Source organism: Williamsia sp. z34, from assembly GCF_059553395.1.
In genome coordinates this window covers 481238-507064 of record NZ_JCANWW010000003.1, presented here as the reverse complement: position 1 = coordinate 507064, position 25827 = coordinate 481238, and the positions used below count along the sequence as shown (strand labels likewise).

Sequence of the window (25827 nt, the reverse complement as noted above, 5' to 3'; positions counted from 1 at the left end):
CGCACCGATGCCCCGGGGCGCGCACGTTCGGCGGTGTCGGCCGCCGGCGGCCTACCGGTTCCGGGCCGTCTGATTCCGGTTCTCCTTCTTGATCGCCGAGACCAGTTCGTTCTTGTTCATCGTCGAGCGACCCGAGATGTCCAGGCGACGGGCCACATCCATCAGGTGCTTCTTGCCGGCTGAGGCATCGACACCTTCGGCCGTTTCGCCACCGGCGTCGGGGCCTCCGCTCTTGGCCCGAGAGTCAGAGGGCCCCTTCTTCTTCTTCGGTTCCCAGCGATCCCCGACCTTTTCGAAGGCGTGCTTGAGCGCCGAATACGCAACCCGGTGTGCGCGTTCCTCGTCGTGATACTCGTCCATCGCAGAGTCGTATGACTTGGCGAATGTCCGCTGGGCCTTGGCATCCGACTTCTTGAGTGTGCTCGGGAGTTCGCTCTTCTTGGCCCCACCGAACTTGGTCGTTTTCGGCATCGTCTGCCCCCTCGTGTCGACAGCACGGTCCCCCGGCGAATACCCGCTGCAGACGCTGCACAAACCCGATGTTCAGGCATCCCGTCGACCGGGTATCCGGCCCTCGGATAGGAAGGGGAACCCGCGGTGACCAGCAAACGACAACGCGCCATAGCTGCCGAACTCGGTGAACGGGCCGGACCGACCTACGCCGAAGAGGCCGGCATAAAACTGCGTGACGCGCCTTCGCCACTCTTCGAACTACTCGTGCTGACGATGTTGTTGAGTGCCCGCATATCGGCCGATATCGCCGTTGCCGCCGCCCGTGAGCTGTTCGGTGCCGGACTGCGCAGCCCGAAGGCCATGATCGAGGCCGACCGGGCCGACATCATCAAGGCACTCGGCCGCGGACACTACGTGCGCTACGACGAGAGCACCGCGACGAGGCTGAACGAGTTGTCGCACAGGTTGATCGACACCTACGGCGGCGATCTACGCAAACTCGCGGAGGTCGCCGAGAACGATGTCGCCCGGACCCGGGAACTGTTGCAGGAATTCAACGGGCTGGGGCCGGTCGGTTCCGACATCTTCCTCCGCGAGGTCCAGGACGTGTGGCCGTGGGCGGCCCCGTACTTCGACAAGAAGGCACGGGGGGTCACCGAGGATCTCGGGCTACCGGATGATCCCGGCGCATTGGCCGAACTCGCCCCCGGCTCCACTGCCCAATTCGCCGCGGCGCTGGTCCGGGCTTCCCTCGACAAGGATCTGCGAGAATCTCTGTCCGCGTGAGCAGTGGCCCCGGTACGTCTTCAGGGATTCTTGGCGTCGGTGATCGCCGCGCGGATCGCCTCCGCACACTCGGCACCGGCCGGTTCCGGCCCGAGACCGATGTAGAACGTGCCGGCCTGGCCGTGGTCGCCGGGGAACCCGCCAACGGTGACACCGGAATCCTCCACTGCGGAAAAGGAATCCTCCAGGGCACCGCCGACCCGGACCGATGCTTGCGTCAGCGGTACGGAAATCGCGTCGGTGCCACGATCCCGGCCGGAGGTCACCACCACCATGTGGGTGGTGTGCAGTACCACCAGCACCTGGTGTTCGGTGTCCTTGTCGGTCGCATCCGCCCTGCGCCCGAACAGCTTTCCCAGCAATGATGTGGACGGCCTGTTCACGCTGTGGGTCAGCCACGCGGGCATGTCGTCGGCGAGCACCAACTGCTCACTCTCGGCGTGCTTCGCGAGCGCTTCTGTCATCGCCATCGACAGTTGGTCGAATCGCACCATCTGTGTTGATCGCTCATATACCGACGTACTCATGCCATTGCCTTCTCTCCGCCTCGCTCTGCTTCTGCACTGGCCTCCACCGCCCCGGACCAGGCGACCGCAACAGCCCCGACAACCGCAAAGACGAAACCGAGGACAGCCAACCAGGTTCGGCCCGGAAGGGCATTGTCGCCGAGCCAGATGATACCGACCAACCCCGGAATCACCGTCTCGCCGACCACCAGGGCCGCGGTGGCACCGTTGACCGAACCCAATTGCAGCGCAACGGTATGCAGGTAGAAGCCGCCGACACCCGAGATCACCAGCGCGTACGCGGCCGGATCGGCCAGGATCGCACCGAGGTCGAAGTCGGAGATGCCGTCCATCACACGCACCGAGATCGCCACCACACCGAACATCGTTCCGGCACAGAGGCCCGCGGCAACGGCAGCTCTGGACCCGAGCCACCGGACCAGCCCGACCGAGCCGGCCATCAGGGCCACCGTGATCACCAGCAGACCCCAATGGAACCATTCGGAGTCGTGACCGGTGCCCTCGGGTTCGGCCGAGAAGCCCAGTGCCAGCAGGGCCAGGATCACGACGGTGATCGCGATCCAGTCACGGCGATGCAGGCTGATACCCAGCACGAAGATTCCCAGGACCGCGGTCACCACCAGATTGGCACTGATGATCGTCTGCGACAGGAACAGCGGGACCAATCGGGCCGAGACCGCGCCACCGATGAAACCGAAGACGTCCAAACAGGTTCCGACGATGAACGCCAGCGTCAATGCCGCGGCGATGGTCGACTTCATCGACGGCGCGCCGGATCCGGTCTCGAAGCCCTCCAGCCCGTCGGCGACGGCCTTCTGCTTGGACTGGCGCGCGCCGTACGCCTGCATCACAGACGAGACGCCGTAGGCCACGCAGGCGAACAGCGCCGCCAGAACTCCGATGATCATGCTCAGCAGTATGGCGGCAAAGAACCTGATCTGCCTCTACCCACGCACGAAGTCGGGGATCGGCCCGAATTCACCTCCGCTTCCACGCGTTACGCGTGCTGTGGGCAAGGAGTGATCGCGGCGGTGATCTTCAGACCCGTCTCACGAGCCTCCCGGAGCCGGCGCGCGTGAACCTCGGATTGTTCGGCGTGGCTGTCATAAAGGAGGGTCACACTCGCGGTGGTGATCCCCGAATAGTCTGCGAGACCACCGAGCAGGCGCGTGGTGAGCGAATCGTGGTAGCCGCGGCGGACGAACGTGTCCTCGTTGACGCCCGCGACCCCCACGAAATGCAGATCGGGTACCGCGGTGCGGAAATCGACCACATCTTCGGAGTCCTCATAGGCCCACCCACCGGTGAACACCCGCTCGATCCAACCGGCGAGCAGAGCCGGGACCGACCACCAGTAGACCGGGAACACCGCAACGACGGCATCCGCCGCTTCGATGAGTCGTTGCTCGGCGAGCACGTCCTGCGGCGGTGGACTCTGGCGACGAAATGCTGCGAGGTCGGCAGGACCGAATGTCGGCTGGAAGCCGGTTCGCCACAGGTCGTGGATACGGGGATTGCCACCGGCCTCGGTGACACCGGCCGCCAACGACTCCGTGAGCCGCCAGGTTTCCGACGAGCGATCCGGATGGGTGGTCACGATCAGTACTGTCGAAGTCATGCGTCCGACGGTAATGTCTGACATCAATGTCAATGTCAACACCGACACCCGGGTCACCTGAGCGCAAGGCGCTTCGCATCGGCGAGCTCTGCGCCCGGACCGGCGCGACGCCGCGGATGGTCCGGCACTACGAACGCGCCGGGGTGCTCAAACCGCAGCGCATGGCAAATCGGTACCGGATCTACGACGAGGAAGACGTCCGCACCGTCGAGGACGTCCGCTGCCTGCTCGCCGCCGGACTTACCCTGACCGAATCCGCGCAGATCATCGAGGCCATCTGCGCTGAGCCGAATCAGGTCGACGACGCCGATCGCGCCGCGGCGCTGCTGCTGATCGGTAACCGCCGGGACCAACTGTCGGCCCGGATCGACCAACTCGTCGAATACCGGGACCGCCTCGACGAGTTGCGCACGGAAATCGTCGAGGACGGGCAGTCCGCGGTCGGGGCGTGATCCGCTAGCGAGGGGTCAACAGGTCGGTGCCGACAAAGGGCACCAGCGCTTCCGGGACACGCACGCTGCCGTCTGGTTGCTGGTGGTTCTCGAGGATGGCGACGATCCAGCGGGTGGTGGCCAGGGTGCCGTTGAGCGTCGCGGCGATCTGCGGTTTGCCGTTCTCGCCGCGGTACCGCACCTGCAGCCGGCGGGCCTGGTACGTGGTGCAGTTCGATGTCGAGGTCAGTTCGCGATAGGTGTTCTGGGTGGGAACCCAGGCCTCGCAGTCGAACTTGCGGGCCGCGGACGAACCGAGATCACCACCGGCGACATCGATCACCCGGTACGGCACCTCGATGGCGGCCAGCATTTCCTTCTGCCAGCCCAGGATCTTTTCGTGCTCGGCCTCGGCTTCCTCGGGGCGGCAGTAGATGAACCCCTCCACCTTGTCGAACTGGTGGACCCGGATGATGCCGCGGGTGTCCTTGCCGTAGCTCCCGGCCTCCCGACGGAAACAGCTCGACCACCCGGCGTACCGCTTGGGACCGTCGGACAGGTCGAGGATCTCGTTCATGTGATAGCCGGCCATCGGCACCTCAGAGGTTCCGACCAGGAACAGATCGTCGTCCGGGAGGTGGTAGACCTCTGCCGAGTGCTCGCCGAGGAATCCGGTGCCCTCCATGACCTCCGGGCGAACCAGGACCGGCGGGATCATCATCGTGAAACCGTTGGCCGTCGCCTTCTGCGCGGCGAGCTGCAAGAGACCGAGCTGCAGCATCGCGCCCGCACCGGTGAGGAAGTAGAAGCGCGAACCAGAGACCTTCGCACCGCGCTCCATGTCGATCAGACCCAGGTTCTCCCCGAGTTCGAGGTGATCCTTCGGGTTCTCGATTTCCGGGATCTCGCCGACGGTCTCCAGCAGGACGAAGTCCTGTTCACCACCGGCCGGAGCCTGCGGGGCGACGATGTTGTTGATCGCGCGGTGCGCAGCGACCATCTTCTCGTTCGCGGCTGCTTCGCGGGCGTGCGCCGCCTTGACCCTCTCGGCCAGCTCCTTGCCCTTGGCCAGCAGCGCCTGCTTCTCCTCGGCGGGTGCCTTACCGATCAGCTTTCCGAGGTCTTTCTGCTCGGAACGCAGCTGATCGGCCTCCACGATGGCGGCGCGGCGTTGGGTGTCGGCGTCGAGCAGCACGTCGACCAAGGCCGGGTCCTGACCGCGCGTGCGCTGGGAAGCCCGGACAACATCAGGATGCTCACGCAGAATTTTCAGGTCGATCACGTGTGAAACCCTACTTGCCGAGCAAACTGAGGTAATCTTCGCGGCCGAACATGTGGGCTGCGTCTCGGGCGGTGGGAGTGCCGGCATCCGGATCGGCGCCGGCGTCGATCAACGCCCGGACCACCTCGTCGTGGGACTTGAACACCGCGCCCGCCAACGGGGTCTGGTTTTTGTCATTGGGACGGTTCACGTCGGCACCCCGCTCCACCAGGCCCTTCACCAGTGCTGCGTTGCCGTGATAGGCCGCGAGCATCAGCACCGTGTCGCCGGACTGGTTGGTCAGGTTCACCGGCACACCCGCATCGATGTACTGCAACATCGCCAGGTCGCCGGCGCGCGCCATCTCGAACATCCGACCGGCCAGCTCGGCCACGTCGGCCGGTGGCTCGGTGTTGTCAGGGTTTTTCGGATCGGCCGATTCGCCGTGCACATTCGGGTCCATGGGCCGACGATAGCGCCCTCGGTGAACCCCCGGCGCCCGGCTGTCCGCCCCATCCCGCCACGGCGCCCGCCGACAAGGGCATGATGGACAGCGATGGTTGACAGGCAAGAAGGTGACGATTCCGCCTCGCATGAGGGTGACGGTTCCACCTCGCAGGGAGGCGACGATTCCACCGTGGAGAACCGGCGAGGTCGGTTCGGGCAGCTGATGCACGAGCACCCCATCAGAGTTCTGCTCGCGGCGATCCTCGTGGGTGCGCTGGTCTGTGCGGCAGTGGTCGGGTTGTTCGGTGGTTTCGATGACGCCGGCAAGGTCCAGCGCGATGAGGTCGGGGCCACGGAGCCGACGCCGAAGTCCACGCCGTTCTCCGAATCGCAGGCCGGCGATTGCCTCACCTGGCCACTGGCCGAACCGGGCAAACAGTCCCTGGTCGACTGCACCACCGAGCACATGTTCGAGGTGGCCGGCGCCGTCGACACCGCCGTGTACCCGGGTGTGCAATTCGGTGAGGACGCCCCCTGGCCCGGCCCCGACCAGTTCAACACGATCCGGGACGAGTACTGCCCCACGGTCGTCAACAACTATCTCGGCGGCAAGCTCGATCCGGCGGGCCGCTTCACGGTCAATCTGATGTATCCCTCGGAAGAACAGTGGAACGCCGGTGAACGCAGCCTGCGGTGTGGCCTGCAGTTGTCGGGCACCACCGGCACACTTACGCCGTTCACCGGTTTCGTCCGCGACCTCGACCAGGCCCAGCAGTGGCCGGTGGGCACCTGTGTCGGGATCGATCCCGCCACCCGCAAACCCACCGATCCGGTGGATTGCTCCGAGCCCCATGCATTTCAGGTCACCGGTGTCGTCGACCTCGGTGTCGAGTTCGGAGACGCCCTCTCGGGCCGGCCCTGGCCGAGTATCGAGGCACAGAACGACTACCTGAAGGCGACCTGCCCGGGGCTGACCGATCAGTTCCTCGGTAGCGCGGAACGGCTTGCCCAGACCACACTCAACCTGCAGTGGTCGACCTTGGCGGAGACGAGCTGGATGGCCGGGAGCCGAACCTCCGTGTGCTACATCGGATTGCCCGACTCGGGCGGTTTTGCGACCCTCGTCGGCGACGCCAGAGGAGATCTGTTGATCAACGGTCAGGTCCCGGCGCCGACCGCCGACAATCCCGACGGCCGCATCGTCCCGACCCCGGTGCCATTACCGCCGGGCGTGGAGGTCAACCCGACCCTCGAGATCCCGGCCCCGGCCGGCGGCGGGTGATCGATGCCGGTTGCGATGACCGACAAGGACTTCGAGAACCTTGTCTCAGACGCCCTCGACACCATCCCCGAAGATCTTGCAGCCGCGATGAACAACGTGGTGATCCTCGTGGAGCCCTTCAACGACGAGGAACCCGACCTGCTCGGGCTGTATTTCGGCATTGCGCTGACCGAACGGGACAGCCACTACGGCGGCACCCTGCCGGACACCATCACGATCTATCGCGATCCGATCCTCGCCATGTGCGAGAACGAAGAGCAGGTGATCTCCGAGGTGGCGATCACGGTTGTGCATGAAATCGCGCACCACTTCGGCATTTCCGACGATTGGCTGCACGCCAACGGCTGGGGCTGACCACTTCCCGACCGGCGACAGGCCGTCGTTCGGACATCAGCCCATCGGGTCGCGGGCGAGTTCGGCGGGGTCGGTCGTGTGGAACGGCGGCAGTTCCAGGCCCCACCGCGTACACGTCCAGCCGTCCGGCGTGCGCTCCAATTCGATTGAGCCGGTGTTCTTCAGGTGATGTTTGAGGGCGAACTCGGCAGGCATGTTCACCAGGCGCGCCGCGATGAGCCGGATCGCCGCACCGTGGCTGACCACGTGGACGTCCGGCGCCTCCGGGTCGAGCAGGTACTGGTCGGCGATTTCGTCGATGACCGGCAGATACCGCGCATACACGTCGTCGAGTGATTCACCCCCGGGGATCCGGACCCCCGTCTGCCCCTCGAACCAACTGCGCACGGTCTTGGCGAAGACCTGATGCGACTCCTGGGAGGTCTGGTCCTCCAGATCACCGACCTGGACCTCGAAGAGCCCGTCGCGCACCTGATTCTGAACCGACCACACCGACCCGATCAGTTCGGCCGTCTGTTGCGCCCGGGAGGCCACCGACGAGATGAGGACCGGCGCCTCGGGTTCCGGACGTTCGAGCGCGTAGCGCACGGCCTGCCGCGCACCGAAATCGGTCAGATTGGCGCCCGGCAACGCAGTATCCAAGCGCTGCAGCACATTTGACGTGGTCTCACCGTGACGGACCAGGTACAGCCGGCTCATGGCTCCAGACCCAACCGAATGGATTCGAGCCAACGGTCACTCGCCGCGTGGCGGGGCGGCGGCGTCCCATTGGGTCGTGCGGACGGCCACGAACCCAGGAAATGCAAGACCGGAACCCGGCGGTACAACGCCCCCAGCGCCTCGGCGATGGGTGAATCATCGAGATGCCCGACGACATCGAGGTTGAAGTAGAAACCCCCGGTATGCCGCGGCCGCGATTCGATCCGGGTGAGATCGATTCCCCGAGATGCGAACTCATACATCGCCGACATCAACGAGCCGGGCACATTCGGCAGATCCAACGTGACCGAGGTGCGATCCTGTCCGGTTCGCATGGGCACCGGGCCCGGCTTGCCGACGAGGACGAACCGGGTGGCGGCCTCGTCGGAGTCGACCATTCCGGTGGCGATGTCGTGAAGACCGTGCAGGCGGGCCGCGACCGGCGTGGTCACGGCGGCGTCGACGACACCGTCCGCCGCGTCCTGGGCCGCGGCCGCGTTCGAGGCGCTCGTCACCAGCTGAGCGCCGGGGAACCGTGCGGCCAGTGTTTCCCGGACCTGCGCCGCGGCCACCGGATAAGCCCCGATCGTCTTGATCTCCTCGGGTGCCATCGCATCTCGGGCGGCCAGGGTGAACGCGATGTCGAGGACCGTCTCGGCAAAGATCTGCAATCGACTGCCCTTGATCAGTGCGTCGAGCGTGGCCGGCACCGAACCCTCGATGGAGCTCTCGATGGGCACACACCCGTATCGGGCCTGCCCCTCGCGGACCAGACCCAGGGTTGCACCGGGGCTGTTGGCACTGATCCGATCCAGGTCACCCTCGGCGGTGAGCCACGGGTTCTCGATCAACAGACGGTCAAGGGCCATCTCGGTGAACGTTCCGGATGGGCCGAAGTAGGCGATCGCAGGCACGTTCCGAGGTTACGGCAGGAGCTGTAGCAAATTGAGGCTTGCCTTCGATCGTGGCGCATGGTTAGGGTAGCTTTACCTACACAGCGTGAACCGAGTCACCGAGGACCGCAGATGACAAAAACAGCGATCGACCGCCCCACCGATGCCGAGTTCATCCGGACCGCATGTATGCACGTGACGGACGCGATGCTCGCGATCGAGGGCAGCGAGCCGGCACCGGTCACGATGGTGCATCTGTACGACTCGCAGGCGTTCGTCCTGGTCCCCTCCGACAGCGCCGCCTGCGCATTGGCCTGGCAGGCGGGCAGCGGCGGGCTCTCCGCCATGGTGGAGGTCACCGACATGGCCCCCATCGAGCTGCGAGAGCAGGTTCGCTCCCTCATCTGGCTCAACGGCACACTTCATTCGGTTCCGTCGGACCTCGAACGCGACCTGGCCTGCGAGATCGCCACCGATCATCCGTCGCCCGGCCTCCTCGACATCGGCCACGGTTACTCATTGCTCCGCCTCGGCCTGACCTCCGCAGTCCTGGCCAACAGCTCCGGTGCCGCCTCGGTGACGTCCTCCGAGCTCGCCACCGCTGATCCCGACCCTTTCTGGGAGTTCGAAAGCGACTGGGTCGCACACATGGACAGCGATCACGCCGACATGATCACCGCGCTGAGCAACCGGCTACCGGTGGAACTGCGCGACGGCCGGGTCCGTCCCCTCGGAATCGACCGTTTCGGCATCAGCTTTCGCGTCGAGGGCTGCGAGAGTGACTCCGACGTTCGACTGTCATTCCCTCGACCGGTCAGTGACCTGCCCGAGTTGTCCCGGGCGATCCGGGCGCTCGCCGGCTGCCCCTTCCTGAACAGCCTGCCCGGCCAAGCCTGAGGCCCCTCCTGTTCGACCGTCAGTAACCTCAACCGGGTGAACCTGCGCCCGTGGCTGCAACCGGCACGTCCGGCGCAGCCGGAGATCGTCACCGACCCGACCGAGCGACGCGCGATCGGGATCGAGATCACCATCGTCCTGGTTCTGACGTTCGGATTGTCCGCGGCGTCGTCGATCCTTTCCCTGATCGAGGACGCGATGTCAGAGCCCGGTATCAGCGGCAGCTCCGTGGCCCTGAACGCCAGCTCAACCGACCTCGGCGTCATCGACTTCTTCCGGCAACTACTCTCTGCCACCAAGCTCTTCGGTATCGCCGCACTGGCCGTGTACCTCATCTGGCGAGCCGGGGTTCCGTTGGCGCGCATCGGGTTACCGGCACTTCGAGCAAAGTTCGACGTCCCGCTGGGCATGGGTCTCGCCGCCCTGATCGGCATTCCCGGCCTGGGCCTGTACGTCGTGGCCCGCGCGATGGATCTCAATATCCAAGTGGTTCCCTCGGATCTCAACGAGACCTTCTGGCGCCTGCCGATGCTGGTGTTCTCGGCCATCGCGAACTCGGCGGCAGAAGAACTGCTCGTGGTGGCGTACATCATCACCCGCCTGCGCCAACTCGGCTGGACCGAGAATCGCAGCCTGCTGTTCTCAGCGGTTCTGCGCGGCGGCTATCACCTGTACCAGGGACTGGGCGCCGGATTCGGGAACGTGCTGATGGGCCTGGTCTATGGCCGGGTCTTCCAGCGCACCGGACGGGTGTGGCCACTGATCATCGGACACGCATTGATCGACACCGTCGCCTTTGTCGGGTACGCACTCCTGAGAGACCATCTCAGCTGGCTTGACTAGAGTCTGTGCAATGACCGACCAGGACGAACCCTTCATCCGCCGCCGCGGCGGTGCGAGACGTCCCGATCAGGGTCCGGTCCCACCGCCCGCCTCCCCCGCGGCAAACGGCCGAACGCGGCGCATGATGCCCGGCCCGGCCGGCCCGCCTCCGCAACGGGCGCCCGGCCAACCCGCCGGTGGGCGTCCGCCGCACCAGGGGCCACCACAACCGGCGCCTGTCAGATCGCCGCAGGCCCCGCCTCCGGCAGCGGGCCCCGGCTACCAGCCCCCACGGGCCTGGTCCCAGGCCGACAGTCCGGAACCGCGGACCGCCCGACCGGCACAGCGCCCCCCGCCGCCGGTCATGGCCTACAACCGTCAACCTCCCAAGCCGCCGGCGGGACCACCGCGCCGGGTCGATCCGGGACCACCGGTCCCGCCGGCTCGCAAGCGGCGACGTCGGCGGCTCCCGATCCTGCGCACGTTGATGATCCTGCTGCTCGTGATGGTGCTCGGCACGGTCGGACTGCTGGTCTACTTCGACACCAAGCTCAACCGGGTGGACGCGTTGTCCAATTACGGCGGTCGGGTGGCGAGCAGCGCCGGAACCACCTGGCTGTTGGTCGGATCCGACTCACGTGAAGGACTGACCGACGCCGAGCGCGCCGCCCTGTCCACCGGTGACAGCGAGGGTTCCCGGACCGACACGATCATGCTGGTGCATTACGGGTCAGGCGGGAAACCGATGATCATCTCCATCCCCCGCGACCTCTACGTCGACATCCCCGACAACGGTGCACACAAGATCAACGCCGCCTTCTCCATCGGCGGACCACAGTTGTTGGTGCAGACCATCGAAACCAACACCGGATTGCGGATCGACCACTACGCGGAAATCGGGTTCGGCGGCTTCGACAAGATCGTCGACGCCGTCGGTGGCATTGAAATGTGCCTGGACGCACCGATCAACGACCCGCTGGCAGGGATCAACCTGCAGGCCGGCTGCCAAACCCTCAACGGACGTGAGGCACTGGGCTTCGTCCGCACCCGCGCATTTGCCAACGCCGACCTCACCCGCGTGGTGAATCAGCGGAAGTTCATGGCCGCGCTGATGCAGAAGGCGACCAGCGCCTCGACGATTCTGAACCCGTTCCGCTTCTGGCCTCTGGTCAACGGTGTCGTGGACTCACTGACCGTCGACAAGGGCGATCACCTCTGGCATCTGGCCCGGCTCGCCTGGGCGCTACGCAGCGATCCGATCACCGTCACCACCCCGAATGCCGGATCGGTCTTCACCGACGACGGCGATTCACTGGCCTGGGGCGACAACACAACCCAGTTCTTCAAGGCCATCGCCGACGGCGACAAGGTGCCGCCAGAACTGCTTCAGACGAGCTGAGCGGCTAGCCGATACCCACGTCGGCGGCCTGGCGTTCGTTTCGCTTCTCCCAGTAGGTCGCACCCTTGATGTCGAGCGCGATCGGATCGAACTGTGGATCGAGGCCGGACTTCTTCTGCCGTTCGTAGTCGACCAGTGCGATCAGCGCTGGTTTCTGGATGATCAGGATGGCGATGATGTTGAGCCAGGCCATCATCCCGACACCGATGTCGCCGAGCATCCAGGCCCCCTCGGCCGTCGAGACCGCGCCGTACGCGGTGGCGACCAGGAACACCAGCTGTAACACCCGCGTCGCGACGGGCAGTACCGACTTGTTGCGGACGCCGCGCAGCAGATAGTTGATGTTCGTTTCAGCCATGTAGTAGTAGGCGACGATGGTGGTGAAGGCGAAGAACGCCAAGGAGATCGCGATGAAGCTCGCGCCCGCACCGGACCACAGCGTGTCGAATGCGGCCTGGGCAAAACCTGGCCCGGACTCGGGTTCGGCCCCCTGCCCGAATCCGTCGGTGATGACCTCGCCGTCGGTCGAGCCGCCCTCCCAGACCGTGTACATGCCGGTCGACAGGATCAGGAAAGCGGTTGCGGTACAGACGAACAGCGTGTCGATGTAGACCGAGAACGCCTGCACCAGACCCTGCTTGGCCGGGTGTGACACCTCGGCGGCGGCCGCGGCGTGCGGGCCCGTTCCCTGCCCGGCCTCGTTGCTGTAGATGCCGCGTTTGACGCCCCACTCGACAGCGAGGCCGACCACCGCACCGAAGCCTGCCTCGAGGCCGAAGGCACTGGCGAAGATCAGGCGGATCACCTCGGGGACCTCACCGATGTTCACCACCACCACAACCAGGGCGATCAGGATGTAGGCCGCCGCCATGAACGGCACGACGATGCCGGCAAAGGACGCGATCCGCCTGATGCCACCGACGACGATGACTGCCAACAGAATGATGATGCCGAGGGCGACAACCCATTTCGAGACACCCCAGGCGTTGCCCATCGAGGCGGTGATGCCGTTCGACTGGATGCCCGGCATCAACAGTCCGGTCGCCATGACGGTGACGGCGGCGAACAGCAGTGCATACCACTTCTGTTTCATGCACTTCTCGATGTAGTAGGCCGGACCACCGCGGTACATCCCGGCCGCGTCCTTCTCCTTGTAGATCTGGCCCAGCGTGCACTCGATGTAGGAGGTCGAGGCCCCCAGAAACGCAACGGTCCACATCCAGAACACCGCGCCCGGACCACCGAACGCGATCGCCGTTGCCACCCCGGCGATGTTCCCGGTGCCCACCCGACCGGCGAGGGAGAGCGAGAGTGCTTGGAACGACGAGACACCCGCCGGCGACTTCTCCCCCTGGAACATCAGCCGTAGCATCTCCGGGATCTGCCTGACCTGCACCAGCCGGGTGCGGATCGTGAAGTAGACACCCACCGCCAGACACAAGTAGACGAGTACCGGACTCCACACCCAGCTGCTGATCGTGTCGAGCATGTCGGTCACGCGCCGCCTCCTGCCGCGCACATGCCGGTACTGCGCGCATTCTTGTTGTTTGGTTGACGAACACTAAACCAGATCGACCAGCTGCAACCCGCGTGAGGTCGCGGCGGCAAAACCCCCGCCAGTGACGAACACAACCCAAAATTGATCAACTAGATTGATCAATCTGGTTGTAGAATTTTTGGCGTGTCTTCCACCCGGTCCACTGCCCAGCAACTGCGCGCAGCACTACATCCGCTCTGGCGCAGGCTCACCGCCGACCGGACGATCTCGGTCGGCAAACTGGGCATCCTCGGATATCTCGCCAAACACGGCCCGACCACGGCATCCACATTGTCCGCAGCCGAAAAGGTGACCCCCCAGGCGATCACGACAGCCGTACGGGAGATGGAAGGGCTCGGACTCGTCGCCCGCACCCCGGATGACAGCGATCGCCGCCGGATCTGGATCGAACTCACCGACACCGGTCGCGCCCGACTCGCCAAAGAGCGCGCAATCGGCGCGGACTGGTTACAGGAGGCGATCGCAGCGCGCCTGACCAGCGAGGAGGAGAAGACCCTGGAGGCCCTGATCCCGATACTCCACAAGTTGGTGGCCGATGATCGTGTCAACTGAACCGACGCCGTCCACCGAAACCTCGGTCCACCCAAGACTGTTGCCGGCGTTGGTTTTTGCCGCTCTGACCACCGCCGTGGTGAGTTCGCTGGGCATGTTGCTGGTCCCCACCATCGCGCACGAGTTCGAGGTCGAGGTGAGCACCGCACAGTGGATGCTCACGATCAATCTCCTGGTCGGCGCGATCTCGACACCGATCATGGGCCGGCTCAGCGATGGCCCTCACAAAAAGCGGCTTCTCCTCGCCTCTCTCGCCTGCATTCTCGTCGGTTCGGTCCTGGCTGCCACCGCACCGAACTTCGCCGTCTTCCTGCTCGGCCGGGCGCTGCAGGGGTTGAGTTACGGGATCGTTCCGGTGACCATCGCCCTGGCCCGGCGCTATCTCGCCGAAAGCAATGTCCGCGCGGGGATCTCGAGCCTGTCCGTCACGGTGTCAACCGGTTTGGGTGTCGGCTATCCACTGACCGGAATCCTCGCCTCGACCCTGAACTTCCGTTTTGCCTTCTGGTTCGCCGTGTTGTTCCTGGTGGTCGCACTCGCGGTGGTCTGGCGGATCGTGCCCGCCGGCCCCGATACCCGAGCGCCGCGCACGCCCTTCGACTTCACCGGCGCGATGCTCATCGGCCTCGGGTTGTCCTGCCTGTTGCTGGCCATCAGCGAAGGCGCCAAGTGGGGCTGGGCCTCGCCGTGGACGATCGGATTCTTCTGCGCCGCAGCGGTTGTGCTGTCGGTGTGGTCGGTCGCCGAACTCAAGACCGCGCACCCCCTGGTCAACCTGCGCGTCCTTCGCAACGCCGAAGTCCTCGTCGCCAATGGCACCGCCATCGGACTCGGCGCAGTCATGTACATCGGCTTGTCGATCGTCAGCCTCATCGCCCAGGCGCCGACGTCCACGTCGTACGGAATCGCGATGCCGCTGTTCTGGGCCGGATTCGTATTGTTACCGCTGTCGGTCGGCAGCTTTGGCGCAAATCGCCTGGTACGCAGGATCGCCCATCGCATCCGAATGCGCACGCTCCTGCTGGTCGGTGCCGGACTGTTCACACTTTCCAGCGTGCACCTGAGCCTCGATCACAACTCCCTGTGGGAAATCCTGATCGGCACCTTCGGATTCGGCGTCGGGACAGGCATGACCTACGCGGCCATGCCGTCCCTCATCGCCCGCAGCGTCGCGAAGACCGAACTCGGCAGTGCGGTGAGTTTCAATCAGGTACTCCGCACCGTCGGCGGCGCTTTCGGCAGCGCTCTGTCCGGCGCAGTCCTGGCCGCACACATGGGCCCCGATCTGCGTCCGACCGGCCACGGACTCCAGTTGGCCCTCGGAATCGGCGCCATCGGATCGGTCGCCATGCTCGCCGCGCTGGTCATCAACCACGTCATGTCCACTGCACGCGGGAACTGAGATCCCGGACACACCGCGGTGGTTGTCGAACCCTGAGCGAGAACACGTTCCAGATGGGTGACGCGGCACACAGAATGACGTTCTCACAAGATGCGCGTTCCATCCCCAACCAATGCACACGCTTTGTGAGGTGCCGTAATATCAATCAGGGCAATGAGTTTCGGTGAAGTCCGCGCCCGATCCTGCTCACACTCCAGGCCGCAACCGTCGAACCGGGTGTGGATGACCTGGTCGACTTCGATCGCGTAAACCGCTGGCAGCCAAGGTTATCCTTCCCTCCGAAGACTTTGGATAAGCCACCCTAAGTAAGGATGAGCTTGGATGACAAGGGCTTTGACCTGTACCTACGCTCGGTGCCATGAGCACCAAACGTACGCATTTCCACGAGCTCCTGCACGACCAGATCCGCAATGAGTTCTCGTCGGCGCAGCAGTACATCGCAGTCGCCACGTACTACGACAACGAAGACCTTCCGCAGCTTGCCAAGCACTTCTACGGCCAGGCCGTCGAAGAGCGCAACCACGCGATGATGATCATGCAGTACTTCCTCGACCGCGACATGGCCGTCCATACTCCGGGCATCGATCAGCCGGAGAACACGTTCGCCGACTACCGCGCGCCGATCAAGCTGGCACTGGCACAGGAACAGCGTGTCACCGACCAGATCGTCGAATTGGCCAAGGCCGCCCGAGAAGAGGGCGACTACCTCGGCGAGCAGTTCATGCAGTGGTTCCTCAAGGAACAGCTCGAAGAGGTCGCCACCATGCGCACCCTTCAGACCGTCGCGCAGCGTTGCGAGGGCAACCTGTTCGACCTCGAGAACTTCATCGCCAGGGAGATCTCGTCGGCCGCAAGTCCCGACGTGACCGCACCGGCGGTTGCCGGTGGCAGCCTCTAGTTCCTCCACCACAAAGCGGGCCCGACCGGATCTGATCCGGTCGGGCCCGCTTTGTCATGTCAGCTCTACGGTGTCGCGCCTATCAGCGCAACGTGACCTGACGTGCCCGGATCCCGTCGCGCGACCGACGCTGCTCGCTGGTCAGCTCGGCGTCGGTGGCCAGGGCCTCGTTGAGCAGCTCGTTGAACCGCTCGGCGCCCGCGGTCCATTCCTGGGCATGCAGTTCGCGGTCGAGGTCGAACACCGGGACGAGTAGTCCATGGGTGCGGAACGAGCCGGCGAAGCGCGACCCCTCACCCAGGGTCAGGCCGCCGGCGGCATGAACGCGGGCCAGGGCGGCCATCATCTCGTCTTCGTCCTCGGGCCGCACCCAGCGCAGATGGGCACGCTCACCGGCGTCGACCCACCACGGTGCGCCGACGAAATCGCCTTCCAGACGCGCGGTCGGCATGATCGCCTCGTTGGCCTGTTCGATCATGGCCTTGATCTGCGGGGCCGGATCGGCCTGCCCTTCGATCCACCAGTTGAAGTTGTCGTGAACGGTGACCGTCAGCGATCCGGCCGGATCGAGCACCTCGGTCAGCGGCTTGGAGTCAGCGGGATCGACCTGCGAAAGCGATTCTCCGGCAGCACTTTCGGTCGCCCACTGAATAGCGGCGGCGAGGGCATGGCCAGGTTCTTCGGGTTCGGGCTGGGTTTGCAACGCGACCAGGCCGACAGTCGCCGAATCCTCTTCGCGTACCAGTGCGGGTCCGGCTCCGGGCAGCACCGTGACCAGCCGGACCGGGTTGGCGCCCGGGGCGATCAGGGGCAGGTCAGCAGTTGCCGAGGCCACGAACGACCGCAGGGCCACCAGGTCGCATTCGGCGGCGAGGCCGGCGAACGGACGGGGGACCTGCGCGACCGCCTCGGCCAGCCGCTCTTTCCGGGCTGCCACCCGCTCGGCGCGATTACTTCCGGGGCGTGGACCACTGCCACGTTTACTCTTCTTTGCCACGCCCCGAACTTACGCAGCGAGCCAACCCCGGACCCGGTCGGGGTAGTTGGTTGCGATCCATCCGACGCCCAGATCGGCGCAGAATGTGGCGTCGCGGCGTTCGTCGACCGTCCAGCAGTAGGTCGCGCGACCCGCGGCGGCGGCACGGTCGACGGCGTCGGGATGTTCCCGCAGCGTGGAGATCGACGGCCCGATGGCGGTGGCACCGACCGCCGTCGCCGCACTGCCACCGAGAAAGCGTGCGGTGTCGCCCAGCAGAACCGTGGGCAGCATCGGGGCGTTACGGCGGATCCGCCAGACGCCGGCGGTGGAGAACGAGATCACCACCGCCCGGCTGTGGTCGGCCGACGCCGGACTCGCGACGCCGAATCGCTGCAGCTCGGCCAGCAACAACTGCTCGACCAGCCCGCCGAAACGCACCGGGTGTTTGGTCTCGATGAACAGTCGCACCGGCCGCTTCCAGTCGAGGGTGAGCGACAGCAACTCGGTCAGGGTGAGGATCTGCGCGTGCTGACCAGAGCTGTGCCGCGCACCGAAGTCGTACTCCCGGAGCTGGGCAAGGGTCAGTTCGCTGACCACACCGGAACCGTCTGAGGTGCGATCGATCGTGCGGTCGTGGACGCAGACCAATTCGTGGTCGGCGGTGAGCCGAACGTCGCATTCGAGTCCGTCCGCACCCTGTTCCAAAGCGAGTTCGTACGCCGCGAGGGTGTGTTCGGGCCGATGACCCGAGGCACCCCGGTGCGCGACGACCGCGGGTCTCTCCTGCCGGACCACCCTCGCCGTGTCACTCATGCCGCGACCACGAACCGCTTCGGAAGCGTTGCCGGCGCCTCCCGCGCCAGGAGCCGGGTGATCGTCCACCACAGCGCCACCGCGAAGCCGGCGCTGAGCAGGTTGGTGACGATCACCAGCAGCAGTGCGTTCGACTGCCACACCAGCGTGTCGGCGAAGATGCGGATGCCGACGCCGGTCGCGACCAGTCCATTGACAACCAGCCAACCCGCCCACAGCCACCACAGGCGTTTGCCGGTGTAGTCGGGCAGCAGGTCATCGCGGCGGTCGAGGAGTTCACGGAAGAACGCCAGGGGCTTGACCAGGTTGAGGACGGGGATCCAACAGCCCAACATGATCTCTTCGGGCGAGCGGGGATCGCGCTGATCGTGCCGGGCATAGGCCGCACGACGCTCCTCCATCAGCCAGCCGGCCAGGGCGAACAGGCACGCCACCATCATGCCGACGGCGGCCACCCCGGTGGCGATGACCGCGGTCCGCGCGCTCACGACCATCGCGTAACCGATCGGGGCGTCCAGGTTGATCACGAGCAGGACGTACAACCAGGTCTGAGCGATTGCGGCGAGCGTGAGCACCCCCGCGGACCCGATGAGCAGCCGCGGCAGCTTCGCCGCCATCCGCTCGATGAACGTCTTCTCCGGCTCGGCCTGATCGGTGAGAGGAGTGTCCACCAGACCCCAACCCGGGTTGTGGTCGTAGTGCGGCGTCGGTGTCGGTTCCGTCGCGACCTGCCGGCGTGGACCGGCCGCACGCGCCGCCGCCGGAATCGTCGCCACCCATCTCACTGGCCGCTGGGGCCGCTGCGCCGGACGGGGGACCCGGACCCCGGTTGTCCGGGGCGGGACGTAGGTGTGATTGCGCTCGGCCTGCGTCATCGGAGGGCCGGGAGTCAACGGCGCACCCGCCTGCGGACCGGGAGCCGAACCCGGATGGGCGATCCGGCCGTAGGCATCCAGCGGGGTCAGTGGACCCCCACACCGCGGACACTGGGGCCGACCGGGATCGTGCGGCCCCGCGATGCGGCAGTTCGGGCAGTAGTCCCGGGCCGGTGGTGCGCCAGGTGGTCGGCTCACGGGGAATTCCCCGGGACCGGGCCTGCTCCCCCTGCCCCCGATCCGTATTCGAGCGGTCGACCCGCCTGTGCCCAGGACATCATGCCGCCGATGACGTTCGCTCCCTCGTATCCGCGCTGCATCAGATAACGCAGTGCTCGCTCCGACCGACCACCGGCATGGCAGATGACATAGAGGTGGGCATCAGGGTCGATTTCGTCGATGCGGGCGGGCACGTCCCCGAGTGGGATGTGAAGGGCACCCGGCACATGACCCTCCGCCCACTCGTCGGGCTCACGGACGTCCAGCAGAATCGCGTTGGTCTCGCCGACGAAATCGGCCGGCAGCTCGGTCACGGGTACCGAAGGGATTTGCGACATACTCACGTTGACCATGGTGGCACGCACTGCCCCCGCACGGCACCAGCTGGGACTTATGAACAAGTTATCCACAGGCCTTTATCTTGTTCAATTCCGTGGCGAATCCCAGTCAACGATTGAGCATCTGACATGTTATGTCACCAACTTCAACTGAAAGTGTGACCCGAGTCACTCCCCGGAGGGGATTGTGGATAACTTCTCCACAGTTTCCACAGCCTCATCCACAGGTTGAGTGTTTGTCCGCGCGCCCTGAACCAGCACATTAGAAGGTGCCTGTGGATAACTTTCGGTCTGAGTCCATCGGCTACTCACAGGCGCTCTCCGGCGACCGCCCACTTATCCACAACCCCACCAGTCACTTCTGCACCACCAGCGGGTTTGCATTCTGGCGCCGGATCAGGGAGCGATCTAGAGCCCGAACCGCATCCATTGCGCCCGGCGCTCGACCGCCGAAATGGTGCCGCCCACGAATCCGTCGACCGCCTCGGCGCTCACACCGGCCACGGTGGTGTCCGCTGCGACACCCCCGGCGAGCCGGGCCAGCAGCGGCTTGGGCGAGGCGATGATCTCCAGTTCGGCATCCGGGAATCGCTCGGCCATCACCGACCGCAGTACTCCGATACCGTCGACCAGTCCGACATCGACCGCCGCACGACCGACCCAGACGTCACCGTTGAACAGGTCCGCGTCCGGCCCCACGAGTTTTGTCCCGCGCCGCTGCCGCACCCAGGTGATGAACGCAGCGTGGAGGTCATCCTGCAGACCGCGCAACCACGCCACATCCTCGGACTTCTCCGGAATGAAGGGGTCGAGCCGGGACTTGTTCTCACCCGCGGTGTGGAGGCGACGTTCCACCCCGACGCGGCTGATCAGGTCCTGCAACCCGAAACCGGACGAGACCACGCCGATCGAACCGACGATCGAAGTGTGCGCGGCATAGATCTCGTCGGCGGCGCAGGCGATCCAGTAACCACCCGAGGCCGCGACGTCCTCGCAGAATGCCAGGACACGCACGCCCTTCTCGGACGACAACTGCCTGATCCGTTCCGCGATGTACTCCGACTGCGTCGGCGATCCCCCGGGCGAATTGATGACCAGAACAACTGCTTTGAGACGTTCTGTCTCGAATGCCCGCGTCAGGTTCGATTCGAGGTTCTCAGCGGTCAGCCCACTGCGGCCGGGCCCGATCCCGCCGATGATTCCCTCGAGGCGCACCACTGCAACCTTGTCGGCGTGCGCCTTTGCCACCATGCGTGCGATCTTCTTCAACGGACCCATCAGTCCACACTATGCGGACTCGGTCCGGTGGAATGCCCGGGCAGCGGCGGCCCCGAGCCCCCACACTGACCTGTATGACGGTCCGATGGCTTTCCGCCCTTCTCGACTTCCCGCGGGACAGTTTCAGTGACGAAGTGACGTTCTGGCGGGCGATCGCCGGCAGTACCGTGTCCCCGGCGCGTGGCGCCCACCGGGAGTTCGCCTCACTCGAACCTTTCAACGGTGACCCACACCTGCGGGTCCAACGACTCGAATCCGGCGACGGCGGCGTCCACCTCGACCTCCACGTCGACGATCTGCGCGAATCGATCGACCAGGCGAGGGCGCTCGGCGCCACTGTGGTCTCGAAGAACTCCGATGTGGTGGTCCTGCGATCGCCGGGCGGTTTCGGTTTCTGCCTGGTCTCCTGGCAGGGCGAGAGCCGCCGCTCCCGGCCGATCCGCTGGCCGGGCGACACGATCAGCATCATCGACCAACTCTGTATCGACATCCCGGCTGCCGACTACGACACCGAATGCGACTTCTGGGCGGCGCTGACCGCCTGGCCGTGGCGACAGGGGTTGCTGCCGGAGTTCCGCAACCTACGGCGCCCCGATGACATGCCACTACGCATCATGTTGCAGCGCGTGGAGTCGCCCCACACCGGCGGTCATCTGGATCTGGCGAGCACACACCCAGAGGAAGAGGTCGCCCGTCACGAGGGATGGGGCGCCAAAGTCATTGAGCACCATCGTTTCTGGACCGTGATGGAAGACCCGATCGGACGGCGTTACTGCATCACACATCGTAATCCGCGGTCGGGAAACCTGGCGCAGTGACGCACGCCGGCGACGTCTTGTCCCCCATCCACGATCGAACAATGCGAGCCGTCTGCATTTCCGCTTGACCCTGACGCAGGGTCAACCCTCCATGCTTGCCGTAGGAGCTCCCATACCGACGGAATCTGCTCCTACGAAAGGAGATAGACGGTGGTCTCAGCAGCGACGGTGACCGGTGCGGCGATTCGCGTGCAAGGGCTCGCGAAGTCATTCGGGAAGCTCGAGGTCCTGAAGGGCGTCGACTTCGAGGTGGCGGGAGGCAGTATCCTCGCGCTGCTCGGCTCGAACGGGGCGGGCAAGACGACCGTCGTGAAGATCCTGTCGACACTGCTGGCGGCCGACGCGGGGACGGCCCACGTCAACGGCTTCGATACCGCGTCGCAGGCCGATGATGTGCGCAAGTCGATCAGTCTCACGGGTCAGTTCGCGGCGGTCGACGAGATCCTGACCGGTCGGGAGAACCTGGTCCTGATCGCGAAGCTTCGCCACCTCGAGGACCCAGGTACAACGACAGAAGCACTCCTGCAACGCTTTTCGCTGTCCGGAGCGGCCGGGCGAAAGGTCTCCACGTATTCGGGTGGTATGCGACGCCGCCTGGACATCGCGATGAGCCTGATCGGTGATCCGCCGGTGATCTTCCTGGACGAGCCGACAACCGGGCTCGACCCGGAGGCGCGTATCGAGGTGTGGGACACGGTGAAGAGCCTCGCCGGGCGCGGCACGACGGTTCTGCTCACAACGCAGCATTTGGAAGAGGCCGAGCATCTCGCCGACCGGATCGCGATCCTGCATCAGGGGCGGATCATCGTCGACGGCACCCTCGCCGAACTCAAGGCTCTGCTGCCGCCCACCAAGGTCGAGTACGTCGAGAAACAGCCGACGCTCGAAGACGTCTTCTTCGCGGTCGTCGGCGATGAAGCCCGCAACCCCTCGACGTCCCGGTAAGGAAGATCAATGGTCACCCAGTCCATCGCCGACACCGCCGTCCTCACCGGACGCACCTTGCGCCACGTCACGCGCAGCATCGATACCATCATCACCACCGCGCTCATGCCGGTCGCCTTGATGCTGATGTTCGTCTACGTATTCGGCGGTGCAATCGACACCGGTTCGGTCGAGTACATCGACTACATGCTGCCCGGGATCCTGCTGATCACGGTCGCCTCGGGTATCTCCTACACCGCATTCCGGCTCTTCCAGGACGTCCGGGGTGGAATCTTCGAACGCTTCCGATCCATGCCGATCGCCCGGTCGGGTGTGCTCTGGGCACACGTTCTGACCTCACTCGTCGCCAACGTGATCTCGTTGGTGATCGTGGTGGGCGTGGCCCTGCTGATGGGGTTCCGCTCAGACGCAGGCATTCTGGCCTGGCTCGGGGTGATTGCCATCCTGCTGCTGTTCACCCTCGCGCTGACCTGGATCGCGGTGATCCCCGGCCTCGCCGCGACGACGGTGGAGGGTGCGAGCGTGTTCGCCTACCCGCTCATCTTCCTGCCGTTCGTCAGCTCGGCGTTTGCGCCGACCGAGACCATGCCCGGCCCGGTGCGGTGGTTCGCCGAGAATCAACCGGTGACGTCGATCGTCAACACGCTCCGTGATCTGTTGGCCGGCGGATCGGTCGGGAATGACATGTGGATCGCAGTGGCCTGGTGCGTCGGGATCGGTGTCCTGGCATACCTCTTCGCGACCATCACCTACCACCGGAAGACCAGCTGAGGCAGGCTGAGAACCATGGTCACCATCAGCCAGTTGGCGACGTACGCGGGCGTATCGGTGCGGGCTATCCGGCACTACCACAAGATCGGGCTGCTACCGGAACCCGAGCGCGACCGCTCCGGATACCGGACCTACGACGCCGAAGCTGTTGTGACACTGATCCGGATCCACACGCTGGCCGATGCCGGTGTACCGCTGGCCCGCGTGGAAGAACTGCTCGACGCCGACTCGGCGGAGTTCGCAGCGGGTCTCGGGGAGATCGACACAAAGCTGCGCGCCGAGATCCGCCGGTTGCAAGAGACCCGCAAGCGGCTCACCAGACTCGCTGCCGGCGAACACCTGGCGCTGCCGCAGAGCGTCGTGGACTATCTCGACCGGTTACGCGGCCTCGGTGTCGAGGAGCGCTACATCGAGATGGAGCGAGATGCCTGGATCATGATCGCCGCCCAGGTACCGGACCAGATCGACGGCGTCATCGCCGGGAAGCACAAACAGTTGGACCACCCCGACGTGATCCGCCTCTACAGCCTGCTGAACGGTGCATTCGACTGGCCTGCCGACGATCCACGGATCGACGAGGTCGCCGACATCATCGAGCGACAGATGACACTGGCGGAGGAAGCCGGCGAGGCCGACTTCGAGGGCCTGGACGATCCACTCATCAAGTTGCTGGACGCGACCACATTCGAAGCCGCGCCGGCCGTGAAGGGGCTCCTGGCGGCGCTGGAGGCGCGTGGGTTGAAGGGCTGGACCCGGATGGAACGCGTCCCGGCCGACCGACTAAACACCGATGCATCGCCACGCACCGGTCATTCAGGTGAATGAATGTCGGTCCGGCCGAAACAGTTTCGGCGGGACCGGCGATACACCGAACATTCACGCACGTTTCGAGCTCAACCGGGCTTCACCTCGACACATAGGAGACAGGCACCATGGCTCACCACAACATCCGGCGCAATGCCGCTGCGGCCTTGTTCGCACTTGCCACCACGATCGGAATCGGCACCATCGGTGCCGGACAGGCCTCCGCGGAGACTGTTGTCCCGATGACCCGCTGTTGGGGTCTGAGCCCCTACATCATCGATCAGCCCTTCAGTCCCGCGCGGCTTTTCGTAACCGAGAAAGGTCCCGGGCGAGTGGACGCCGCCGTGCAGGACGTCTCTACCCCGTGGGGAGCCCTCATCCGCAATGGCGGCTATGACTCGGCGGGCCGCCTGGACTGGCGGAACCGCAGCACCGGGCGCGCCGGGACCGCCTTCGACCACGACCGCATCGATGGCTTCGGCGGAGGCCCCCGCTTCGATCTCAACACCGGCGCGGGCACCATCGACTTCACCTTCTCCGCAGTCAACAGCAACGCCCTGTGGGCCATCCCCACGACGTCGTGCTCGGGAACCATGCAGGTCCGGTAGCGCAGTCAGGCGTTGCAGAACGCGGTGAGGCGTTCGCGTTCCGACTCCACACCGCGTTTCTCCGACGCGGGCACCCTGACCAGGTACTCGATGTCGACGGTGGTCTTCTTGCCGTCTTTCACCGGCTTCCAGGTCCCGGCCACGCGGCCATCGACCAGCACGAATCCCGGCGACCTTCCATTGGGGGTGACCAGCTTCTGGAACACGTCGTCATCAACCACCCGCCGGCGATCGGTGCCCTGCGCGACGACGATGTTGTCGAAGGGCGCCACCAAACGAGCCGGTGCGGGCAGTGTTTCGTCGGCAAGGCCCATGCCTGCGAGGTCGAACAGTTCCTCGCCGTCCGGGCCGGTCACCTTGTCCAGCTCCCAGTCGGCTTCCATCGCCTCGACGACGGAACGTAGTCGCGTCATGCCCGCCCAGCTCTGAATCCCCTTGATCGTGGCGGGGCCGAAGCCGCGCAGATACAGCCGGATGAGGTCTTTGACCGCCTCGTCCCCGGTCACCGCCGACTCGCCCGGTCCACACCAGTCGTCGTAGAGGCGGTAGGTGGTCGTCGCCGAACCCGCCCACGTCCCCCGCGGCGGTACCTGGACCAGCGGGACCAAGCAGCGGACCACGGTTGCCAAAGACGCCGCAACGGCTTCCGGCCAACGCTGCGCCAGGGCGGCGGTGAGATCTTTCGCCGAAAGCTCTGTGCCGCTGAGCAACTCACGGCCGTACCGGGCCACGTCGTCGGGATCGGCGCCGGCCAGATGCTTGACGTGGTTGTTCCGCATCTCCCGGTCCATGCTCGCCTGAGCGAGGGGTCGCACCCACCGGGCGTCTTCGGCGTCCATCAGGAACACGGTGCTGCGCAGCAATGCCATCCGCACCACCTCGCGACCGGTCATCAGCTCATCGAGGTCCGCCGGGTCGAAATCGGCCATCCGGGACGACAATCCGTAAAACGCCACCTTCGGGTCCTGGGATTGCAATCCCACGCAGCGATCGAGGACGTCGAGCACGTCCTCATCAACCCGTTCGAGGAGGTGCTGCCGCTGCAACAGCGTCCGGTTCCATTGCCGCAAGCTGATCGGCCCGGTCATGGCTCACCCGTT

General features: G+C 65.4%; 30 protein-coding genes. 15 read left to right on the top strand and 15 right to left on the bottom strand.

What is annotated here, in order from left to right; genetic code table 11:
• Nucleotides 1-51: 51 nt before the first annotated feature.
• Nucleotides 52-471 carry a ChaB family protein gene (locus AC51GT_RS11110; protein ID WP_496324551.1) on the bottom strand — a complete coding sequence of 140 codons (420 nt, stop codon included), beginning with the start codon at nt 469-471 and terminating at the stop codon, nt 52-54.
• Nucleotides 472-597: 126 nt separating this feature from the next.
• Here AC51GT_RS11110 and AC51GT_RS11105 point away from each other — a divergent pair, with 126 nt between their 5' ends.
• Nucleotides 598-1239: an endonuclease gene (locus tag AC51GT_RS11105; protein ID WP_496324550.1), complete on the top strand. Its 642-nt coding sequence runs from the start codon at nt 598-600 to the stop codon at nt 1237-1239.
• Nucleotides 1240-1259: 20 nt separating this feature from the next.
• On the opposite strand, the gene AC51GT_RS11100 is transcribed toward AC51GT_RS11105, so the two are convergent.
• From AC51GT_RS11100 to AC51GT_RS11090, 3 genes are all read right to left on the bottom strand, one after another.
• Nucleotides 1260-1766: a hypothetical protein gene (locus AC51GT_RS11100; protein ID WP_496324549.1), complete on the bottom strand. Its 507-nt coding sequence runs from the start codon at nt 1764-1766 to the stop codon at nt 1260-1262.
• Nucleotides 1763-2674, bottom strand: a complete 912-nt coding sequence (locus AC51GT_RS11095; RefSeq protein WP_496328777.1) for a DMT family transporter — start codon at nt 2672-2674, stop codon at nt 1763-1765. Before AC51GT_RS11095 ends, AC51GT_RS11100 begins: the two co-directional genes overlap by 4 nt.
• Nucleotides 2675-2763: 89 nt before the next feature.
• Nucleotides 2764-3384: an NAD(P)H-dependent oxidoreductase gene (locus AC51GT_RS11090; protein ID WP_496324547.1), complete on the bottom strand. Its 621-nt coding sequence runs from the start codon at nt 3382-3384 to the stop codon at nt 2764-2766.
• 26 nt (nt 3385-3410) lie between these two features.
• Between AC51GT_RS11090 and AC51GT_RS11085 the strand changes: the two genes are divergently transcribed.
• Nucleotides 3411-3836 (top strand): MerR family transcriptional regulator, encoded by a 426-nt coding sequence (locus tag AC51GT_RS11085; protein WP_496328776.1) that lies wholly within the window; start codon nt 3411-3413, stop codon nt 3834-3836.
• Between the two features lie 4 nt (nt 3837-3840).
• On the opposite strand, the gene serS is transcribed toward AC51GT_RS11085, so the two are convergent.
• Together serS and AC51GT_RS11075 are read right to left on the bottom strand one after the other, a co-directional pair.
• The gene (serS, locus tag AC51GT_RS11080; RefSeq protein ID WP_496324545.1) at nt 3841-5097 is read right to left on the bottom strand and encodes a serine--tRNA ligase; all 1257 of its coding nucleotides are present in this window, start codon (nt 5095-5097) and stop codon (nt 3841-3843) included.
• A gap of 10 nt (nt 5098-5107) precedes the next feature.
• On the bottom strand, nt 5108-5539 hold the full coding sequence (locus AC51GT_RS11075; RefSeq protein WP_496328775.1) for an ankyrin repeat domain-containing protein: 432 nt from the start codon (nt 5537-5539) through the stop codon (nt 5108-5110).
• Nucleotides 5540-5632: 93 nt separating this feature from the next.
• On the opposite strand from AC51GT_RS11075, the gene AC51GT_RS11070 reads away from it, so the two are divergent.
• Nucleotides 5633-6805 (top strand): septum formation family protein, encoded by a 1173-nt coding sequence (locus AC51GT_RS11070; protein WP_496324544.1) that lies wholly within the window; start codon nt 5633-5635, stop codon nt 6803-6805.
• Nucleotides 6806-6808: 3 nt separating this feature from the next.
• Nucleotides 6809-7159, top strand: a complete 351-nt coding sequence (locus AC51GT_RS11065; RefSeq protein WP_496328774.1) for a metallopeptidase family protein — start codon at nt 6809-6811, stop codon at nt 7157-7159.
• Between the two features lie 36 nt (nt 7160-7195).
• On the opposite strand, the gene AC51GT_RS11060 is transcribed toward AC51GT_RS11065, so the two are convergent.
• Nucleotides 7196-7858: a histidine phosphatase family protein gene (locus tag AC51GT_RS11060; protein ID WP_496328773.1), complete on the bottom strand. Its 663-nt coding sequence runs from the start codon at nt 7856-7858 to the stop codon at nt 7196-7198.
• On the bottom strand, nt 7855-8772 hold the full coding sequence (gene pheA, locus AC51GT_RS11055; protein ID WP_496328772.1) for a prephenate dehydratase: 918 nt from the start codon (nt 8770-8772) through the stop codon (nt 7855-7857). The genes AC51GT_RS11060 and pheA overlap by 4 nt, the downstream gene beginning before the upstream one ends.
• A gap of 111 nt (nt 8773-8883) precedes the next feature.
• Here pheA and AC51GT_RS11050 point away from each other — a divergent pair, with 111 nt between their 5' ends.
• From AC51GT_RS11050 to AC51GT_RS11040, 3 genes are read left to right on the top strand one after another with little or no spacing between them, the layout of a single operon-like run.
• Nucleotides 8884-9648 (top strand): DUF2470 domain-containing protein, encoded by a 765-nt coding sequence (locus AC51GT_RS11050; protein WP_496328771.1) that lies wholly within the window; start codon nt 8884-8886, stop codon nt 9646-9648.
• 36 nt (nt 9649-9684) lie between these two features.
• Nucleotides 9685-10491: a CPBP family intramembrane glutamic endopeptidase gene (locus tag AC51GT_RS11045; protein ID WP_496328770.1), complete on the top strand. Its 807-nt coding sequence runs from the start codon at nt 9685-9687 to the stop codon at nt 10489-10491.
• 10 nt (nt 10492-10501) lie between these two features.
• A complete protein-coding gene (locus AC51GT_RS11040) occupies nt 10502-11869 on the top strand; it encodes an LCP family protein (RefSeq protein WP_496328769.1) in 1368 nt (455 codons plus the stop codon).
• 4 nt (nt 11870-11873) lie between these two features.
• Here the strand turns inward: AC51GT_RS11040 and AC51GT_RS11035 are convergent, their stop codons facing one another.
• The gene (locus tag AC51GT_RS11035) at nt 11874-13367 is read right to left on the bottom strand and encodes an alanine/glycine:cation symporter family protein (RefSeq protein ID WP_496328768.1); all 1494 of its coding nucleotides are present in this window, start codon (nt 13365-13367) and stop codon (nt 11874-11876) included.
• Between the two features lie 183 nt (nt 13368-13550).
• On the opposite strand from AC51GT_RS11035, the gene AC51GT_RS11030 reads away from it, so the two are divergent.
• The 3 genes from AC51GT_RS11030 (at nt 13551) to AC51GT_RS11020 (ending at nt 16279) form a co-directional block, all read left to right on the top strand.
• A complete protein-coding gene (locus AC51GT_RS11030; protein ID WP_496324536.1) occupies nt 13551-13979 on the top strand; it encodes a MarR family winged helix-turn-helix transcriptional regulator in 429 nt (142 codons plus the stop codon).
• Entirely contained in the window at nt 13969-15381 is a 1413-nt protein-coding gene (locus AC51GT_RS11025) for an MFS transporter (RefSeq protein WP_496328767.1), read from the top strand. Before AC51GT_RS11030 ends, AC51GT_RS11025 begins: the two co-directional genes overlap by 11 nt.
• A gap of 358 nt (nt 15382-15739) precedes the next feature.
• On the top strand, nt 15740-16279 hold the full coding sequence (locus AC51GT_RS11020; RefSeq protein ID WP_496324534.1) for a ferritin: 540 nt from the start codon (nt 15740-15742) through the stop codon (nt 16277-16279).
• An 82-nt stretch (nt 16280-16361) separates the two neighbouring features.
• On the opposite strand, the gene AC51GT_RS11015 is transcribed toward AC51GT_RS11020, so the two are convergent.
• The 5 genes from AC51GT_RS11015 to AC51GT_RS10995 form a co-directional block, all read right to left on the bottom strand.
• Nucleotides 16362-17276 carry a DUF5926 family protein gene (locus AC51GT_RS11015; protein WP_496324533.1) on the bottom strand — a complete coding sequence of 305 codons (915 nt, stop codon included), beginning with the start codon at nt 17274-17276 and terminating at the stop codon, nt 16362-16364.
• Between the two features lie 9 nt (nt 17277-17285).
• A complete protein-coding gene (locus tag AC51GT_RS11010; protein ID WP_496324532.1) occupies nt 17286-18071 on the bottom strand; it encodes a glycerophosphodiester phosphodiesterase in 786 nt (261 codons plus the stop codon).
• Complete coding sequence (locus AC51GT_RS11005; RefSeq protein ID WP_496328766.1) at nt 18068-19144, bottom strand: DUF4328 domain-containing protein; 1077 nt, start codon at nt 19142-19144, stop codon at nt 18068-18070. The genes AC51GT_RS11010 and AC51GT_RS11005 overlap by 4 nt, the downstream gene beginning before the upstream one ends.
• Nucleotides 19141-19503, bottom strand: a complete 363-nt coding sequence (locus AC51GT_RS11000) for a rhodanese-like domain-containing protein (protein ID WP_496328828.1) — start codon at nt 19501-19503, stop codon at nt 19141-19143. The genes AC51GT_RS11005 and AC51GT_RS11000 overlap by 4 nt, the downstream gene beginning before the upstream one ends.
• Before the next feature lie 408 nt (nt 19504-19911).
• Nucleotides 19912-20781 carry a S49 family peptidase gene (locus AC51GT_RS10995; RefSeq protein ID WP_496328765.1) on the bottom strand — a complete coding sequence of 290 codons (870 nt, stop codon included), beginning with the start codon at nt 20779-20781 and terminating at the stop codon, nt 19912-19914.
• A 74-nt stretch (nt 20782-20855) separates the two neighbouring features.
• Between AC51GT_RS10995 and AC51GT_RS10990 the strand changes: the two genes are divergently transcribed.
• From AC51GT_RS10990 to AC51GT_RS10970, 5 genes are all read left to right on the top strand, one after another.
• Nucleotides 20856-21599, top strand: coding sequence for a VOC family protein (locus AC51GT_RS10990; protein ID WP_496324529.1), 744 nt, complete (start codon nt 20856-20858; stop codon nt 21597-21599).
• A gap of 150 nt (nt 21600-21749) precedes the next feature.
• A complete protein-coding gene (locus AC51GT_RS10985; protein ID WP_496328764.1) occupies nt 21750-22544 on the top strand; it encodes an ABC transporter ATP-binding protein in 795 nt (264 codons plus the stop codon).
• A gap of 9 nt (nt 22545-22553) precedes the next feature.
• On the top strand, nt 22554-23315 hold the full coding sequence (locus AC51GT_RS10980; protein WP_496328763.1) for an ABC transporter permease: 762 nt from the start codon (nt 22554-22556) through the stop codon (nt 23313-23315).
• A gap of 15 nt (nt 23316-23330) precedes the next feature.
• On the top strand, nt 23331-24140 hold the full coding sequence (locus tag AC51GT_RS10975) for a MerR family transcriptional regulator (RefSeq protein ID WP_496328762.1): 810 nt from the start codon (nt 23331-23333) through the stop codon (nt 24138-24140).
• Nucleotides 24141-24247: 107 nt separating this feature from the next.
• Nucleotides 24248-24727 (top strand): hypothetical protein, encoded by a 480-nt coding sequence (locus tag AC51GT_RS10970; RefSeq protein ID WP_496324525.1) that lies wholly within the window; start codon nt 24248-24250, stop codon nt 24725-24727.
• A 5-nt stretch (nt 24728-24732) separates the two neighbouring features.
• Here the strand turns inward: AC51GT_RS10970 and AC51GT_RS10965 are convergent, their stop codons facing one another.
• Entirely contained in the window at nt 24733-25815 is a 1083-nt protein-coding gene (locus tag AC51GT_RS10965; RefSeq protein WP_496328761.1) for a winged helix DNA-binding domain-containing protein, read from the bottom strand.
• Nucleotides 25816-25827 lie beyond the last annotated feature (12 nt).

Bases quoted from the DNA above. Each gene is read 5' to 3' on its own strand.
- AC51GT_RS11110 (WP_496324551.1), bottom strand. From the start codon at position 471: ATGCCGAAAACGACCAAGTTCGGTGGGGCCAAGAAGAGCGAACTCCCG.
- AC51GT_RS11100 (WP_496324549.1), bottom strand. From the start codon at position 1,766: ATGAGTACGTCGGTATATGAGCGATCAACACAGATGGTGCGATTCGAC.
- AC51GT_RS11095 (WP_496328777.1), bottom strand. From the start codon at position 2,674: ATGATCATCGGAGTTCTGGCGGCGCTGTTCGCCTGCGTGGCCTACGGC.
- AC51GT_RS11090 (WP_496324547.1), bottom strand. From the start codon at position 3,384: ATGACTTCGACAGTACTGATCGTGACCACCCATCCGGATCGCTCGTCG.
- AC51GT_RS11085 (WP_496328776.1), top strand. From the start codon at position 3,411: ATGTCAATGTCAACACCGACACCCGGGTCACCTGAGCGCAAGGCGCTT.
- AC51GT_RS11075 (WP_496328775.1), bottom strand. From the start codon at position 5,539: ATGGACCCGAATGTGCACGGCGAATCGGCCGATCCGAAAAACCCTGAC.
- AC51GT_RS11070 (WP_496324544.1), top strand. From the start codon at position 5,633: ATGGTTGACAGGCAAGAAGGTGACGATTCCGCCTCGCATGAGGGTGAC.
- AC51GT_RS11065 (WP_496328774.1), top strand. From the start codon at position 6,809: ATGCCGGTTGCGATGACCGACAAGGACTTCGAGAACCTTGTCTCAGAC.
- AC51GT_RS11060 (WP_496328773.1), bottom strand. From the start codon at position 7,858: ATGAGCCGGCTGTACCTGGTCCGTCACGGTGAGACCACGTCAAATGTG.
- AC51GT_RS11050 (WP_496328771.1), top strand. From the start codon at position 8,884: ATGACAAAAACAGCGATCGACCGCCCCACCGATGCCGAGTTCATCCGG.
- AC51GT_RS11040 (WP_496328769.1), top strand. From the start codon at position 10,502: ATGACCGACCAGGACGAACCCTTCATCCGCCGCCGCGGCGGTGCGAGA.
- AC51GT_RS11020 (WP_496324534.1), top strand. From the start codon at position 15,740: ATGAGCACCAAACGTACGCATTTCCACGAGCTCCTGCACGACCAGATC.
- AC51GT_RS11010 (WP_496324532.1), bottom strand. From the start codon at position 18,071: ATGAGTGACACGGCGAGGGTGGTCCGGCAGGAGAGACCCGCGGTCGTC.
- AC51GT_RS11000 (WP_496328828.1), bottom strand. From the start codon at position 19,503: ATGTCGCAAATCCCTTCGGTACCCGTGACCGAGCTGCCGGCCGATTTC.
- AC51GT_RS10995 (WP_496328765.1), bottom strand. From the start codon at position 20,781: ATGGGTCCGTTGAAGAAGATCGCACGCATGGTGGCAAAGGCGCACGCC.
- AC51GT_RS10990 (WP_496324529.1), top strand. From the start codon at position 20,856: ATGACGGTCCGATGGCTTTCCGCCCTTCTCGACTTCCCGCGGGACAGT.
- AC51GT_RS10980 (WP_496328763.1), top strand. From the start codon at position 22,554: ATGGTCACCCAGTCCATCGCCGACACCGCCGTCCTCACCGGACGCACC.
- AC51GT_RS10975 (WP_496328762.1), top strand. From the start codon at position 23,331: ATGGTCACCATCAGCCAGTTGGCGACGTACGCGGGCGTATCGGTGCGG.
- AC51GT_RS10970 (WP_496324525.1), top strand. From the start codon at position 24,248: ATGGCTCACCACAACATCCGGCGCAATGCCGCTGCGGCCTTGTTCGCA.
- AC51GT_RS10965 (WP_496328761.1), bottom strand. From the start codon at position 25,815: ATGACCGGGCCGATCAGCTTGCGGCAATGGAACCGGACGCTGTTGCAG.